Origin of the sequence: Leclercia sp. CFBP8987, from assembly GCF_034044995.2 — a bacterium.
Taxonomy (GTDB): domain Bacteria; phylum Pseudomonadota; class Gammaproteobacteria; order Enterobacterales; family Enterobacteriaceae; genus Enterobacter; species Enterobacter tamurae.
In genome coordinates, this window is record NZ_CM188255.1 from 628,663 (window position 1) to 643,055 (window position 14,393).

A 14,393-nucleotide genomic window follows, 5' to 3' on the forward strand; every position below is an offset into this window, starting at 1 on the left:
CTTTAGTAGACGGATTTATTGTTATTCACAGACGTAACCGGTTTATCGATAAAGCGTGCCGCCAGCGCTTCGGCGCCGCGGGCGAGCAGGGTGGTGTCGACGCCGACGGCGACAAACAGCGCCCCGAGTTCGAGATAGCGTTTAGCCAGCTGCTCGTTGGCCATCAGAATGCCGGGTGCTTTCCCCGCAGCGCGGATCTGCGCGATGGCCTGCTCGATAGCGGCCTGCACTTCCGGGTGAGTCGGATTACCGGCAAAGCCCATGTCGGCGCTGAGATCCGCCGGGCCGATAAACACCCCGTCTACCCCGTCCACATCGAGGATCTGCGGCAGGTTTTTCAGCGCCTCGCGGGTTTCGATTTGCACCAGCACGCACATGGCGTCGTTGGCCTGATGCAGGTAATCCGGAATGCGGTTCCAGCGTGACGCCCGCGCCAGCGCACTGCCAACGCCGCGAATACCCGCCGGTGGATAACGTGTCGAGCGCACCGCCAGCCGGGCTTCGTCGGCGTTTTGCACCATCGGCACCAGCAGGGTCTGCGCGCCCACGTCCAGCAGCTGTTTGATCTGCACCGGATCGTTCCACGACGGACGTACCACCGGCTGGCTGGGGTAGGGGGCTATCGCCTGCAGCTGGGTTAAGACGGTCTGCACGCTGTTGGGGGCGTGTTCCCCGTCGATCAGCAGCCAGTCGAAGCCTGCCCCGGCCAGCAGCTCGGCGCTGTAGCTGCTGGTCAGCCCCAGCCACAGGCCAATCTGCGGTTTCCCGGCCTTCAGCGCGTCTTTAAAGGCGTTATTCATGCGGTCTCCTTATACAAAGCGGCAGCTGATGGAGCCCATGTTGCCGTAGTCAACATGGAAGGTGTCGCCTTTGCTGGCGGTGACCGGGCGGGTAAAGGAGCCGCCGAGGATGATCTGCCCGGGCTCCAGCTGTACGTCGTAGGGCGCGAGCTTGTTCGCCAGCCAGGCCACGCCATTGGCGGGATGGTTGAGCACGCCTGCGGCGACGCCGGTCTCTTCGATCACCCCGTTGCGGTAGAGCAGGGCGGATATCCAGCGCAGATCCAGCTCGTCCGGGCGGATCGGACGACCCCCGAGGATCACCCCGGCGTTGGCGGCGTTGTCGGAGATGGTGTCGAACACTTTGCGTGGACGCTGGGTTTCAGGATCGATGTTATGGCAGCGGGCGTCGATCAGCTCCAGGGCTGGGATCACATAGTCGGTGGCGTTATAGACGTCGAACATCGTGCAATTCGGGCCGCGGAGCGGTTTCGCCAGCACGAAGGCCAGCTCCACTTCGATGCGCGGGACGATAAAGCGGTCGGTGGGGATGTCGCTGCCGTCGTGAAAGAACATGTCGTCGAGCAGGGCGCCGTAGTCCGGCTCGCTGATCTGCGAGCTGGCCTGCATCGCTTTCGAGGTCAGGCCGATCTTGTGGCCCTTCAGGGTGCGGCCTTCAGCCATTTTCAGGCTCACCCATTCGCGCTGCACGGCGTAGGCGTCTTCAATGGTGATCGTCGGGTAATCCAGCGAGATCGCGCGGATCTGCTCCCGGGTCTGTTCCGCCTGATGCAGTCGATGGGCGATCAGGGTATGGGTGTGTTTATCGAGCATGGCGATATCCTGTTTTATATTTGTTTTCTCCCTCTCCCTGTGGGAGAGGGCCGGGGTGAGGGCATCAGGCCGCAGAGATTTCCCCTCACCCTAACCCTCTCCCAAAGGGAGAGGGGACTGGCCGTGCCGGTATTACTTAAATAAGGCGTGCACGTTGTTCTGTTTGAAGTTCAGCGTCGGGTGCAGCTCTTCGATTTCAAACGACAGCGCCAGGTAACGGGCATCCATCAGCCCGGCGAAATGGTCTTTAATCAACGTAAACAGCATCTCGCCCACCTGCTGACGGCTCTCCAGACTGCGCCCGGCGCCGATCTTCAGCGTCATGTGCACAAAGGCGTAATCGTGCTTGCCGTCGGCCATCTGCCAGGTGTCCACCCAGTGCGCGCGGCTACGGATCCCGCCGAGGGGGAAGATCCCGGTGGCGGCCAGCGCCTCGTTCACACGGCTAAACAGGCCCGGCAGGTCGGCCTGCTCACGGATGTTCTCGGTACATTCGACAATAAAGTGCGGCATGGGGCGTCCTTAAGCGGGCAGAGGGAAAACGGCGTTAACCTGGCCGGTGCCAGAGCTGGGGAACAGCTCGGTGAGAAACTCCACCTTGCCGTCGTAGTTGTCCCAGCCAAGTACGCCCAGCAGCATCACCGTGTCGTGCATATTGCCTTCGCCGTAGCAGTAGTCGGCGTACTCCGGCAGCATGCTGCAAAACTCTTTGAACTGGCCTTCGCGCCACAGCTTCACCACCCGCTCATCCATCTGGCGGTCGAACTCGCGGGTGTAGCTGTTCATTCCCTCTTCGGCACGCTGATCGTCGATAAAGCGGTGCGACAGCGAGCCGCTGGCCAGCACCGCCACGGTGCCGTCATATTTCTCGATGGCGCTGACGATCGCCTCGCCCAGCCTGCGGCTGTCGGCAAAGTCATGCACGGTGCAGAACGCCGAGATGGAGACCACTTTGAAGTGCTTATCCGCGTTCATGTAGCGCATCGGCACCAGGGTGCCGTACTCCAGCTTCAGGCTCGGGATGTTGTGCGCTTTGGCACGCACGCCCTTCGCCACCGCTTCGTCGGCGATCAGCTGGCCCAGCTCCGGGTTGCCGTTATAGTCGTAGGTCATGTCGCGGATAAAGTGCGGCAGCTCGTTACTGGTGTAGACCCCGGCAAAATGGTCCGCACAGTTGATGTGATAGGCGCTGTTCACCAGCCAGTGGGTGTCGAAGACGATAATGGTATCGACCCCCAGCTCGCGGCAGCGTCTGCTGATCTCTTTATGCCCGTCGATGGCCCCCTGACGGCAGCCAAAGTTTTTGCCCGGTATCTCCGAGAGGTACATCGACGGCACGTGAGTGATTTTTGCGGCTAACGCTAACTTGCCCATCTCATACCCCCCATTTCGGGATTGGGTGGTCGCCCATGGAGATACAGACGTTTTTCATCTCCGCGAACACCTCGAAGCTGTATTCCCCGCCTTCACGGCCAGTGCCGGAGGCCTTCACGCCGCCAAACGGCTGGCGCAGATCGCGCACGTTCTGGGTGTTTACAAACACCATCCCCGCTTCGATGTTGCGCGCCAGGCGCAGCACCTTGCTGATGTCCTGGGTCCAGATGTAGGAGGCCAGGCCGTACTCGACGTCGTTCGCCAGCCGCAGTCCTTCGGCTTCGTCCTTAAACGGCAGCAGGCAGGCCACCGGGCCGAAGATCTCCTCCTGGGCCACGCGCATCCGGTTGTCGACATCCGCCAGCACCGTCGGGCGCAGGAAGTTGCCGCCTTTCAGGTGGGCAGGCAGATCGGTCGGTTTGTCCGGGCCGCCCGCCAGCAGGGTGGCGCCTTCCTCAATGCCGAGGCGGATATAGCCGGAGACTTTCTCCCAGTGCTGCTGGCTGATTAGCGCCCCGATCTGGGTGTTCGGATCGGTCGGATCGCCCACCCGCAGGCGGTTGGCGCGCTCGGCAAAGCGCTTGACGAATTCCGGGTAGATGCTCTGCTGAATAAAGATGCGCGAGCCGGCGGTGCAGCGTTCGCCGTTGATCGAGAAGATGGTGAACAGGGCGGCGTCCAGGGCGCGTTCGATATCGGCGTCTTCAAAGATCAGTACCGGCGACTTACCGCCCAGCTCCATGGAGTATTTTTTCAGGCCACCGGCCTGCATGATCCGGCGTCCGGTGGCGGTGCCGCCGGTGAACGACACGGCGCGGATATCCTGATGACGCACCAGGGCGTCACCCGCCGTCGCACCGTAACCCTGCACCACGTTCAGCACCCCCGCCGGAATACCCGCCTCCAGCGCCAGCTCGCCCAGACGGTCGGCGGTCAGCGGGGAGAGTTCAGACATCTTCAGCACCGCGGTGTTACCTAAGGCCAGGCAGGGAGCGACCTTCCAGGTGGCGGTCATAAAGGGCACGTTCCACGGCGACACCAGGGCGCACACCCCCACCGGCTGGACCAGGGTGTAGTTGAGCATCTTGTCATCGACCGGGTAGGTCTTGCCGTTCATCTGCTGGCACACTTCGGCGAAGAACTCGAAGTTGTGGGAGGCGCGCGGGATCAGCACGTTTTTGGTCTGGTGGATCGGCAGGCCGGTGTCGGCGGTCTCCATCGCCGCGATCTCCGGCACGTTCTGGTCGATCAGATCTCCCAGACGACGCATCAGGCGTGCGCGCTCTTTCATCGGCAGGTTGGCCCATTTCGGGAAGGCTTCTTTAGCGGCGGCTACGGCCTGGCCGATCTCCGCTTCACCGCCCGAAGCCACCTCCGCCAGCACCTCGCCGGTGGCCGGGTTGGTGGTGTGGAAATAGTCGTTACCCGCCACGTTTTTGCCGTTGATCCAGTGGTTTATCTTTTTCATGAGTTTGCCTCCTCGCTGACAATCCGGTTGACCAGACGGCCAACGCCTTCCACTTCCACTACCACTTCATCGCCCGGGCGCACGTCGGCCAGCCCTTTCGGCGTGCCGGTGGCGATCATGTCCCCCGGCTGCAGGGTCATAAATTCACTCAACCAGGCGATCAGGAACGGGATGCTGAAGATCAGATCCGCGGTGCTGCCCTGCTGGCGCAGCTCGCCGTTGATCCAGGTGCGTAGGGTGAGGTTGTGCGGATCGGCAATCGCCGATTTATCCACGATCTGCGGGCCGATGGGCGTCAGGCCGTCGCGGCTTTTCACCCGCAGGTTCGGGCGGTAGTAGTTTTCCAGGTAGTCGCGGATGGCGTAGTCGTTGCAGACCGTGTAGCCCGCCACGTAGTCCATGGCGTCGGCTTCGGCGACGTGGCGCGCGGTTTTGCCGATCACCACCACCAGCTCGGCTTCGTAGTGCATGTACTCGACGTTGTCCGGGCGCACCGAGGTCTGGTTGTGTTCGTTAAAGGAGTTCGGGGCTTTGATAAACACCAGCGGCTCGGTAGGCGGCTTGAAGTCCAGCTCGCTGGCGTGATCGGCGTAGTTCAGCCCGAGGGCAAACAGCGTCCCGCTGGTGCAGAGTGGCCAGGCGAAGGTTTGCTGAGCAGGCAGTTCGCAGGCGTTAACCACGCTGTTTTCCAGCGTCGGTAGCCCTTCCGCCAGCACGCGCACACTGTCACCCGGGTGCAGCGCCACGCGGGAGTGCGGGGTGCCCAGCAGAATGGCGTCGCCCGGGTTGAGGGTGGCGAAGGCGCTCAGCTCGCTCAGCAGGGTCGCGGCGTTGCGTTGCAGATCGGCGGTGTTCCAGCGATCCACTTCCCGGCCGTTGATCTCGGTGACGATCGTCAGGTCATCGATGTTGTCGATCGTCGCGCGATCGCCTACCGGACAGAACCCGTCCCGGCATTTGGCTTTGATCGCCGGGCGGTAGAAGCTCTCTTCCGGCAGGCTCACCTCGTTGGCCAGCGCGTACCCGGCAATATAGTCGGCGGCCTCTTGCGGGCTGATTTTGCTCGCGGTCTTGCCGACAATCAGCGCCACCGTCGCGCCGCTCAGCACCTGTTCGCCTTCGGGATGCGGGATGGCCTCGCCGGAGCGGATCAGGGTATTACGCGGTTTGATAAACCAGACGGCGGTTTTCGGCGGCGTGTTGTAAGGGGGCTGGTGAAATGCGTCGCGCCAGGCATCAAGCTGGCTGCGGTGATTGAGTGCCACCGCGAAAACAGTACCTTTCATTCCTTTCTCCTCGGGCCCGGGTATCGGGTTTTGAGTTCATTAATATGTTAATGATTAGGTTTTAGCCCCTTGCCGGGTGTTTGGCAAACAGAAGTAAATAATTTGTGATAGCAATAACAATAAATTTACATTCACTGTAATTTATTTATTTAGATCAATAAGTTAATATTTTTATGTGATATCTGTTAGACTTTTTGTCCGCGCCGCTGGTGCCGGGAAGCCGCGTGAGGCATTGATTGTTTCGTTATTAATGATGTTGAGGTGGGAGCGCCATGCACGATTCGTTAACTATCGCACTACTCCAGGCGCGGGAAACCGCGATGACCTTTTTTCGCCCAATTATCAAGCAGCACAATCTGACGGAGCAGCAGTGGCGGATCGTGCGCGTGCTGGCGGAACATCCGTCGATGGATTTTCACGATCTGGCCTTTCGCACCTGCATTCTGCGCCCGAGCCTGACCGGGATCCTCACGCGCATGGAGCGCGACGGGCTGGTGCTGCGCTTAAAGCCGCTTAACGACCAGCGCAAGCTGTATGTGTCGCTCACCAGAGAGGGCAGCGCCCTGTATGAGCGTGCTCAGGCTCAGGTGGAAGAGGCCTATCAGCGCATTGAGGCGGAGTATTCGCCGGAGAAAATGCAGCAGCTGACGGCGCTGCTGGAAGCGTTTATTGAACTTGGAAACCGGCAAGTCGCAGAGCGAGAAGAAGAGTAAAAACCACAAATTTCAGGATGATTTCCGTAAAGTTTTCGCTTCCCAGGCCGAAAATTCTGTACCTGTCTGGTGGAATGAGAACTCATGTTAAATCGTATAAAGATTGTTACCAGCTTATTGCTGGTCCTGGTTATTTTTGGCCTGTTACAACTCACATCCGGTGGTCTTTTCTTTAATGCTCTGAAGCATGACAAAGAAAACTTCACCGTTCTGCAAACCATTCGTCAGCAACAATCCACGCTTAACGGCAGCTGGGTAGCGTTGCTGCAAACCCGTAATACCCTGAACCGCGCGGGCATCCGCTACATGATGGATCAGAACAATATCGGTAGCGGTGCGACCGTGAACGATCTGATGCAGATTGCGTCGACATCCCTGAAGCAGGCGGAAAAAAACTGGGCGGAGTACGAAGCCCTGCCGCGCGATCCGCGTCAGAGCGAAGCTGCCGCGCTGGAAATCAAACGTAACTACGATATCTACCACGGCGCGCTGGCCGAGCTGATCCAGCTCCTGGGTGCGGGCAAGATCAATGAGTTCTTCGATCAGCCGACCCAGGGCTACCAGGACGGTTTTGAGAAGCAGTACGTCAACTATCTGCAGCAGAACGATCATCTGTATCAGACCGCGGTCGATGACAGCAACAGCTCCTACAGCCAGGCGATCTGGATCCTGTTAAGCGTGCTGGTCCTGGTGCTGGCGGTGATTGTCGGCGTCTGGGTCGGTATCCGTCACGCGCTGATCTCTCCGCTGAACCGTCTGACCGACAGCATTCGCCATATCGCCAGCGGCGATCTGGTGAAGCGCATTGAGGTGGACGGGACTAACGAGATGGGTCAGCTGGCTGATAACCTGCGTCATATGCAGGCTGAGCTGATGCGTACCGTGGGCGACGTGCGTAATGGTGCCAATGCCATTTACAGCGGCGCGAGCGAAATCTCCATGGGCAACAACGATCTCTCCTCCCGTACCGAGCAGCAGGCCGCTTCCCTGGAAGAGACCGCCGCCAGCATGGAAGAGCTGACCGCTACCGTGAAGCAGAACGCCGAGAACGCCCGTCAGGCAAGCCATCTGGCGCTGAGCGCGTCCGAAACCGCGCAGAAAGGCGGGAAAGTGGTGGATAACGTGGTGCAGACCATGCGTGACATCGCTGGCAGTTCGCAGAAGATTGCTGACATCATCAGCGTGATCGACGGCATTGCCTTCCAGACCAACATCCTGGCGCTGAACGCCGCGGTAGAAGCGGCACGTGCCGGTGAGCAGGGTCGTGGCTTTGCGGTGGTTGCCGGTGAAGTCCGTAACCTGGCGCAGCGCAGCGCCCAGGCTGCACGCGAGATCAAGAGTCTGATTGAAGACTCCGTGGGTCGCGTTGAGCTGGGTTCTACCCTCGTAGAGAGCGCCGGTGAAACCATGGGCGAGATTGTCAGCGCGGTCACCCGCGTGACCGACATTATGGGCGAAATCGCCTCTGCCTCTGACGAGCAGAGCCGCGGTATCGACCAGGTGGGTCTGGCGGTTGCCGAGATGGATCGCGTGACGCAGCAGAACGCCTCGCTGGTGCAGGAATCTGCGGCAGCCGCCGCGGCCCTGGAAGAGCAGGCGAGCCGCCTGACTCAGGCAGTGGCGGTGTTCCGTATTCAGCAGGACCAGCAGAAATCCCGTGCGCACGCGGCGGCGAAAACCGTTGCCACGCCGATGACGACGCGTAAAGCGGCCGTTACCGACAGCGGTGATAACTGGGAAACCTTCTGATGTAAAAAGCGCCCTGTTCAGGCAGGGCGCTGTTTTGCCGGGTGGCGGCTTCGCCTTACCCGGCCTACAAAACCCGTAGGCCCGTGCAAGCGCAGCGCCGCCGGGCAATTCCACACTATTACTGCTGGCGCGGATCGCTAATCGGCTGACGCACCAGGAAGATATACGCCAGTGCCCCCAATGCCGTGACGCAGCCGCAGATGATCAGCGCCAGGCGGAACGAGTGGGTGGTGTCGACGATAAACCCGGTGACAATCGGCGCAAACGAGGCGCAGATGAAGCTGGCGAAGTTCTGAATGCTGCCCACCGAGGCGGTCATTCGTGATGCCACGGCCACGTGGATCAACCCCCAGCACGACGTTCCCGCAAAGTGGATGCAGAACAGCGCCATCCCAATCAGCAGTACCGCACTCATCGCCGTGGTGGCTTCCGGCACCACAAAGGTAAAGGCCGCCGATAACAGCATCCCGCTGATAATACACAGCTTACGGCTGCGGACCGGTGCCATCCCGCGTTTGACCAGTGCATCGGTGGTAAAGCCGTTCACCAGCATACCCGCCGCACCAAACAGGAACGGGATCGCCGCCATCAGGCCGGTGCTTTTCAGATCGAGGTTATAGGCGGTTTGCAGATACCCCGGCAGCCAGGCGAGGTAGAGCCAGGCGGTATAGTTGATGCCGCTGAAGCCCAGCATCATCCCCCACATGGTGCGGTTGCGGAACAGGCTGCGCCATTCAGCAAAGCTTAACGGATCGCGGCGGGCATTAACGCTCCCGGCATTAAGGTACGCCTGCTCGACGCCGCTCAGGGCAATCTCCTCGCGGTTGCGATAGAGCATGTACCAGCCAATGGCGAGGAAAATGCCCAGCACGCCGATGGTGACAAACATCCCGCGCCAGCCCATCACCAGCATCATCGCCGCCAGCAGTGGTGGGCTGATCGCCACGCCGATGGTCGAGGCGGCGTTAAAAATGCCCATCGGACGGCCACGCTCTTTGATGTTGAACCAGTCGTTGATCACCTTTACGCCGCACGGGTTCATCGGCGCTTCGCCAATACCCATCCCGATGCGTACCAGCACGAACTGGGTAAAGCTGTGAACCATCCCGGACATCGCCTGGAACAGCGACCAGAAGAACATCCCCAGCCCCAGCATCAGGCGCGGGCCTTTGCGGTCCAGTAGCGGGCCGCAGGGCAGCTGCGCGATGCCATACGCCAGCGAGAAGACCGACAGCAGGGCGCCGATCTCGGTGGCGCTGAGCCCCAGCTCTTCGCGGATGGTTAAATTCGCCACCGACAACGAACTGCGATCGAGATAATTAATCACCGCGGCAAAAAATAATAACAGCATCGCCGTGGTCTGGATGCGCTTAATACGCGCGCTACGCTGAATAGTGCCCGCTGGCGGCAGAGACATATCGGGTATATTTTCTTTGTCAAAGGTGGTCTGCGGGTCGAGAGTTATATTGCTTTTTTCCACGCCGGACTCCTGAATAAATGTAGGGTTATTTCTCGGGTCTATTTATTGGAGAAATATCTATAACGACCAGTGATGAAATAAAGGTATTCATCACCACTCACGAAAATAAGTCGACTCCAGGTGAGCATAGGCAGCCGCTAATTTCCCGCGTGCGCCCGATTGCGGAAGCGTGCAGTCCGTATAGATTTGCTGTTTTTAATCGGTACTTAATAAAAGACCGTCGCGCTCTGTTTGATGGAGCGGATCATCGACTGTTTGGCGGTATTCAGGTGGTTGCGCATCGCCAGATTGGCATCGAGATCGCTGCGGCAGATCAGCGCGCTGAGGATGGTCATGTGCTCGTCGATGGCGATGATATTGCGCTGCTTCAGGTCGCTTTCGTCCCACTGGTAGTGGAAATGGAAGATAAACGAGATGATCTCCAGCGACTGGTTGAAGAAGATATTGTTGGCGGCGGAGAGCAGCAGGGAGTGGAAGTCGCGATCCAGCCGGGAGAACTGGCGAAAGCTGTCGCCGATGCTGTCGCGCAGGGCCCGGTGCTCCTCCAGCAGGGTGCGGGCCTGCAGCCAGCGCGGGTCGCTGTCGGGCAGGTTCAGAAAATGCTGCAGGGCATGGGTTTCCAGCATTTCGCGCAGCTCGAACAGCTGCTCGGCCCACGACTGGTCGAACTGCTTCATCCGCCACTGACCGCGTTTTTCGCTCTCAATCAGGTTGTAGCGACTGAATTTAAGTAAGTACTCCCTAACCACCACAGGACTGACGCCTGCGCTACGCGCCAGCTCCAGCTCCGAAAAGGCCTCCCCGGCACGCAGGATGCGCTGGTTAATCATCGACAAAAAGCTCTGCTCAAACAGCCGGGTCTGCTCCGCCAGCGGGGCGATTTCGCAGGTAAAGCCGTCCCCGGCGTCGGGCTTACGGGCAATCACGTAGTCACTGTTGACCCGTGTCAGAACGCCGCAGTCGCAGAGATGGGTCTGGATATGGCGCACGGTGGTGCGGCTGATGTTGTACATCTCCGCCAGCGCGCTCTGGGAGGGCAGCGGCGACGGGATGTGGCCCCGGGCCATATCGTCGATCACCTGGTTAATCACGTTGTGACGCAAATTTTGTGAACGGCTCATGGGGCTCCTTTTACTCCCTCTCCCTTGAGGGAGAGGGCTGGGGTGAGGGGGAACATATCGCACTGTCGGTTATTTCGGCGTATTAAAACCCTATTTAAAACGGCTTTATGCGCGGGAATTCACACTTCCTGTTTTTGTCTGCCCGTTATTTCGCGTTTTCATCAATATCTGAAACCACGAAAGAACAGGAGAGCGAAAAAAATGACGACGATGAATACGCTGGTGTGTCAGGAGCCGAAAAAATTACGCTGGGTGCAAAGGGACGTGCCCGCTCCCCGGGATAACGAAGCGCTAATAAAAATAAAAACCGTGGGGATTTGCGGAACGGATATACATGCCTGGGGCGGCAATCAGCCCTTTTTTAATTATCCCCGCGTGCTCGGGCATGAAATATGTGGCGACGTTGTGGCGCTGGGAAAAAATATTCAGACGCTAAATATAGGCCAGCAGGTGGCGGTTATCCCTTACGTGGCCTGCCAGCAGTGCCCGGCCTGCCAGAGCGGTAAAACCAACTGCTGTGAAGCGATCTCGGTGATCGGCGTGCATCAGGACGGCGGTTTCAGCGAGTATCTGTCGGTGCCGGTGAGTAATCTGCTGCCCGCCGACGGCATTAATCCGGAGGCGGCGGCCCTGATCGAGCCCTTTGCCATCAGCGCCCATGCGGTGCGCCGGGCAGCCATTCAGTCAGGGGATTGTCTGCTGGTGGTGGGGGCGGGGCCGATTGGTCTGGGGGCGGCGGCGATTGCTCACGCGGAGGGGGCGAACGTGATCGTGGCCGATACCAGCCCGGCCCGGCGCGAGCATGTCCAGGCCTGCCTCGGGGTGCCGACGCTGGATCCCTCCGCGGCTGATTTTACTGACCAGCTGCGGGCGCAGTGCGGCGGCCCGCTGGCCCAGAAGGTGATTGATGCCACCGGCAATCCGCAGGCGATGAACAATGCTGTCAATCTGATCCGTCACGGAGGGTCGATCGTTTTCGTCGGGCTGCATAAAGGCGATCTGCAGTTTTCCGATCCGGAGTTTCACAAGAAAGAGACCACCATCATGGGCAGCCGTAACGCCACCGGAGAGGATTTTGCCAAAGTCGGGCGGTTGATGGCCGAAGGGAAGTTAAGCGCAGAGATGATGCTGACCCACCACTATGCGTTTCGCGAGCTGGCGGAGGTGTACGAGGCGGAGGTGATTAATAATCGCGGGCTGATTAAGGGTGTGATTGCATTTTGAGCTTGCCATGCAGCGCCCGGGGTCAGGTTGGGCGCTGCTTTTTTATGCTGTCAGCCTTCGGCGTTAACCACTTTGATCTCCACCATGCCGATCCCCAGCTGACGCGGGGAGTGACCGAGGATATTCCCCTCGTTGGTGGATTCCGGCGCAGGCGGCACAATCACCAGGGTGCTGCTGTGCGACGGGTTGTCGAAATGCAGCGTGGTGGTGGTAACGTCGTTACCGAGGGTCAGGGTCTGTTCGGCATTGCCAATGCGTACCGGAATCGGTTTATTAGCGTTTGGCCCCCAGGCTTTGGCGGTGATCACCAGGTCAAACTTCGCCGGCAGCGGCTGGTTGTACTCGATCTTCACCTCATCCCCGAGCTGGGCGTTGGACCAGCGGCCCCAGGACTCCGGACGTGAAATACCGCTGAACTGCTTCACCTCTTCCGGCGCGCCAGCGACGTTAAAGACGAAGCTGTCGGCTTTGTAGCGGATGTCGTTGTCGGAGACTTTCAACATATCGACGTTGCGCTGATAGCGGTCGGTGCTGATGACGGTCTCTTTAAAGGCGGTTTTACCCTTCCACTGCGCTTTATCAACGTGCTGTACGGTCTGCTCGCCGCCCAGTTGGCCCTGGGAAACACACCAGTCAGTAGAGAGCGCCAGCGGCTGCGACCACAGCTGACCCATCTTGTAGCAGCGATCGACCCAGACGAAGTTATCCCGCGGGGCGAAGTCGGCCAGCTGATAGCGCAGCGGGGCGGAGTATTCGCTTTCCGGCAGCGGTTCGACCCGCTTATCGGAAACGCGCAGCAGCAGCGGCAGACGGAAATGGCTCCCGGAGAAGGCCATCATGTTCTTCTGGCTGTCGATGGTGAACTCTTTCAGCTCTTTCGGGAAATTCCACAGGCGGATCACGTCCGGCTTCCACGCCAGCACTTTATCCTTCATGTTGAGGAATACCTCGGACAGCGACTGCCCGGAGAGGCTGCTGCGGCCGAGGCCGATAAAGTTATCCCCGCCGAGAATATCCAGCACCGTTGCGCCGTTATCCATGGTGTTGCGCTTAACGGCCATCACCTCCTGCTGAGGTTTGTCGCCACGCAGGACAAAGAACAGGTTGCTGCGATCCTGCTTGTTCAGCGCCTCCCAGGCGCTGTTTTTCATCGCCAGATGGTCGGACGAGACCACAATCACCGTGTTTTTAAAGTACGGCGAGGCTTTGATTTTTTCGATCAGCGCCGCGATATGCTCCTGGCTGCAGCCCACCGCGCTGAAGGACTGATTGGGTTTACCATCAATCGCATAGCTTTTGCGCTGGCAGGTGCGGGAGATAAAGCCGTCCGGGTGGTGGGTATCCACCGTCAGGGCAAACAGCGAGAAGCGTTTGCCGGACTGCGACAGCTCCTCGAATTTTTTCCAGGTTTCGTCCAGCACCGTGTCGTCGTAAAAGCCCCAGTCGTTGCGGTACGTCGGGTCCGCGACGGTGGTTTTTAACTCTTCCGCGCCGTACAAATGGTCAAAGCCGTGGGACTGCAGGAACACATCTTTCCCGGCGAAGCGCAGGTTGGCACCCTGCATAAAGTAGTTCTCATAGCCGGAGTTCTTCAGGATATCGCCAAGGCAGATGTTCTGCGGGAAGAAGCTGGAGACCGACGCCGAGGCGTTGCCCTCGAACGGCGCAAACAGCGGGATCCCGCACTGGGAGGCGACCATTCCGGCGATGGTGTAGTCGGTGCCGGGCAGCTGCGCGGTATGGCTGAAGTCGATCCCTTCATTTTTGATGGCGCCCAGCTCCGGGGCGAGATCCGGGAAGGCGTTGTTATCAAAATAGGTGCGCTCAAGGCTCTCGCCATAGATATAGACGAGATTGAGTTTCGGGTTCGGGATCGTTTTGCCCGGCTCTTTATAATAGGCTGCGAAATCAGGATCGCCGTCGCGCGATTGCGATTTCACCAGCTCGGTGATCTGATGAAACGCCGGGCTGGCGTCCACCGAGGCGAGCGCCAGCACCAGCGCCAGCAGGCTGTAGCCGAGGTGGTGCGGGTGATGACGGCGGCGGCGTAGGATCCAGCCCAGCAGGGCAAATACGCTCACCAGAGCAACCACCACGCCGACGCCAGGCAGGATGTACTTACTGATCCCTGCGCCGGTCAGGCTGTTGGTCAGGGTATAAAGGACGGCATCGTTAATACCATCCCCGGTAAAATAGTCGCTGGCGTAGAGGGTAATGTTTAAAACGACAAAAAGCCCCAGCACCAGAAGGGTGACGGCAAACCACCAGGTATTACGACCCGCCTTGCGGGAATAAATCACCACCGAGGCGAGAAACAGGGCAACAGAAATAAACTCTGACAACAACTTATCCTCAATAAGGGCAG

12 protein-coding genes are annotated in these 14,393 nt (G+C 59.4%); 3 read left to right on the plus strand and 9 right to left on the minus strand.

Annotated features, from left to right (window positions below):
• Positions 1-2: 2 nt before the first annotated feature.
• The 6 genes from hpaI to hpaG form a co-directional block, all read right to left on the minus strand.
• The gene (gene hpaI / locus SOM40_RS02965) at positions 3-800 is read right to left on the minus strand and encodes a 4-hydroxy-2-oxoheptanedioate aldolase (protein WP_320529938.1); all 798 of its coding nucleotides are present in this window, start codon (positions 798-800) and stop codon (positions 3-5) included.
• Positions 801-809: 9 nt separating this feature from the next.
• Positions 810-1,613, minus strand: a complete 804-nt coding sequence (hpaH, locus tag SOM40_RS02970; RefSeq protein ID WP_261644711.1) for a 2-oxo-hept-4-ene-1,7-dioate hydratase — start codon at positions 1,611-1,613, stop codon at positions 810-812.
• A gap of 132 nt (positions 1,614-1,745) precedes the next feature.
• The gene (locus tag SOM40_RS02975) at positions 1,746-2,126 is read right to left on the minus strand and encodes a 5-carboxymethyl-2-hydroxymuconate Delta-isomerase (RefSeq protein ID WP_320529939.1); all 381 of its coding nucleotides are present in this window, start codon (positions 2,124-2,126) and stop codon (positions 1,746-1,748) included.
• Positions 2,127-2,135: 9 nt separating this feature from the next.
• Entirely contained in the window at positions 2,136-2,987 is an 852-nt protein-coding gene (hpaD, locus tag SOM40_RS02980) for a 3,4-dihydroxyphenylacetate 2,3-dioxygenase (RefSeq protein ID WP_261644713.1), read from the minus strand.
• A 1-nt stretch (position 2,988) separates the two neighbouring features.
• Complete coding sequence (gene hpaE / locus SOM40_RS02985) at positions 2,989-4,455, minus strand: 5-carboxymethyl-2-hydroxymuconate semialdehyde dehydrogenase (RefSeq protein WP_320529940.1); 1,467 nt, start codon at positions 4,453-4,455, stop codon at positions 2,989-2,991.
• Complete coding sequence (gene hpaG, locus SOM40_RS02990; RefSeq protein ID WP_320529941.1) at positions 4,452-5,741, minus strand: 4-hydroxyphenylacetate degradation bifunctional isomerase/decarboxylase; 1,290 nt, start codon at positions 5,739-5,741, stop codon at positions 4,452-4,454. The genes hpaE and hpaG overlap by 4 nt, the downstream gene beginning before the upstream one ends.
• Before the next feature lie 272 nt (positions 5,742-6,013).
• Between hpaG and hpaR the strand changes: the two genes are divergently transcribed.
• Together hpaR and tsr are read left to right on the plus strand one after the other, a co-directional pair.
• Complete coding sequence (gene hpaR, locus SOM40_RS02995) at positions 6,014-6,454, plus strand: homoprotocatechuate degradation operon regulator HpaR (protein WP_320529942.1); 441 nt, start codon at positions 6,014-6,016, stop codon at positions 6,452-6,454.
• 84 nt (positions 6,455-6,538) lie between these two features.
• The gene (gene tsr / locus SOM40_RS03000; protein ID WP_320529943.1) at positions 6,539-8,203 is read left to right on the plus strand and encodes a methyl-accepting chemotaxis protein; all 1,665 of its coding nucleotides are present in this window, start codon (positions 6,539-6,541) and stop codon (positions 8,201-8,203) included.
• A gap of 118 nt (positions 8,204-8,321) precedes the next feature.
• Here tsr and SOM40_RS03005 read toward each other — a convergent pair whose 3' ends face one another.
• Both SOM40_RS03005 and SOM40_RS03010 read right to left on the minus strand, forming a co-directional pair.
• Positions 8,322-9,683, minus strand: coding sequence for an MFS transporter (locus SOM40_RS03005; RefSeq protein WP_320529944.1), 1,362 nt, complete (start codon positions 9,681-9,683; stop codon positions 8,322-8,324).
• A gap of 206 nt (positions 9,684-9,889) precedes the next feature.
• Positions 9,890-10,804 carry a GntR family transcriptional regulator gene (locus SOM40_RS03010; RefSeq protein WP_106995722.1) on the minus strand — a complete coding sequence of 305 codons (915 nt, stop codon included), beginning with the start codon at positions 10,802-10,804 and terminating at the stop codon, positions 9,890-9,892.
• A 201-nt stretch (positions 10,805-11,005) separates the two neighbouring features.
• On the opposite strand from SOM40_RS03010, the gene SOM40_RS03015 reads away from it, so the two are divergent.
• A complete protein-coding gene (locus SOM40_RS03015; RefSeq protein WP_320529945.1) occupies positions 11,006-12,028 on the plus strand; it encodes a zinc-binding alcohol dehydrogenase family protein in 1,023 nt (340 codons plus the stop codon).
• A gap of 50 nt (positions 12,029-12,078) precedes the next feature.
• Here SOM40_RS03015 and opgB read toward each other — a convergent pair whose 3' ends face one another.
• Complete coding sequence (gene opgB / locus SOM40_RS03020; RefSeq protein WP_320529946.1) at positions 12,079-14,370, minus strand: phosphatidylglycerol--membrane-oligosaccharide glycerophosphotransferase; 2,292 nt, start codon at positions 14,368-14,370, stop codon at positions 12,079-12,081.
• Between the last annotated feature and the right edge of the window lie 23 nt (positions 14,371-14,393).

What these genes read in the sequence shown, in the direction of transcription:
- tsr (WP_320529943.1), top strand. Translation starts at nt 6,539, where the DNA reads ATGTTAAATCGTATAAAGATTGTTACCAGCTTATTGCTGGTCCTGGTT.
- SOM40_RS03010 (WP_106995722.1), bottom strand. Translation starts at nt 10,804, where the DNA reads ATGAGCCGTTCACAAAATTTGCGTCACAACGTGATTAACCAGGTGATC.
- hpaE (WP_320529940.1), bottom strand. Translation starts at nt 4,455, where the DNA reads ATGAAAAAGATAAACCACTGGATCAACGGCAAAAACGTGGCGGGTAAC.
- hpaR (WP_320529942.1), top strand. Translation starts at nt 6,014, where the DNA reads ATGCACGATTCGTTAACTATCGCACTACTCCAGGCGCGGGAAACCGCG.
- SOM40_RS02975 (WP_320529939.1), bottom strand. Translation starts at nt 2,126, where the DNA reads ATGCCGCACTTTATTGTCGAATGTACCGAGAACATCCGTGAGCAGGCC.
- hpaH (WP_261644711.1), bottom strand. Translation starts at nt 1,613, where the DNA reads ATGCTCGATAAACACACCCATACCCTGATCGCCCATCGACTGCATCAG.
- hpaI (WP_320529938.1), bottom strand. Translation starts at nt 800, where the DNA reads ATGAATAACGCCTTTAAAGACGCGCTGAAGGCCGGGAAACCGCAGATT.
- hpaG (WP_320529941.1), bottom strand. Translation starts at nt 5,741, where the DNA reads ATGAAAGGTACTGTTTTCGCGGTGGCACTCAATCACCGCAGCCAGCTT.
- hpaD (WP_261644713.1), bottom strand. Translation starts at nt 2,987, where the DNA reads ATGGGCAAGTTAGCGTTAGCCGCAAAAATCACTCACGTGCCGTCGATG.
- SOM40_RS03015 (WP_320529945.1), top strand. Translation starts at nt 11,006, where the DNA reads ATGACGACGATGAATACGCTGGTGTGTCAGGAGCCGAAAAAATTACGC.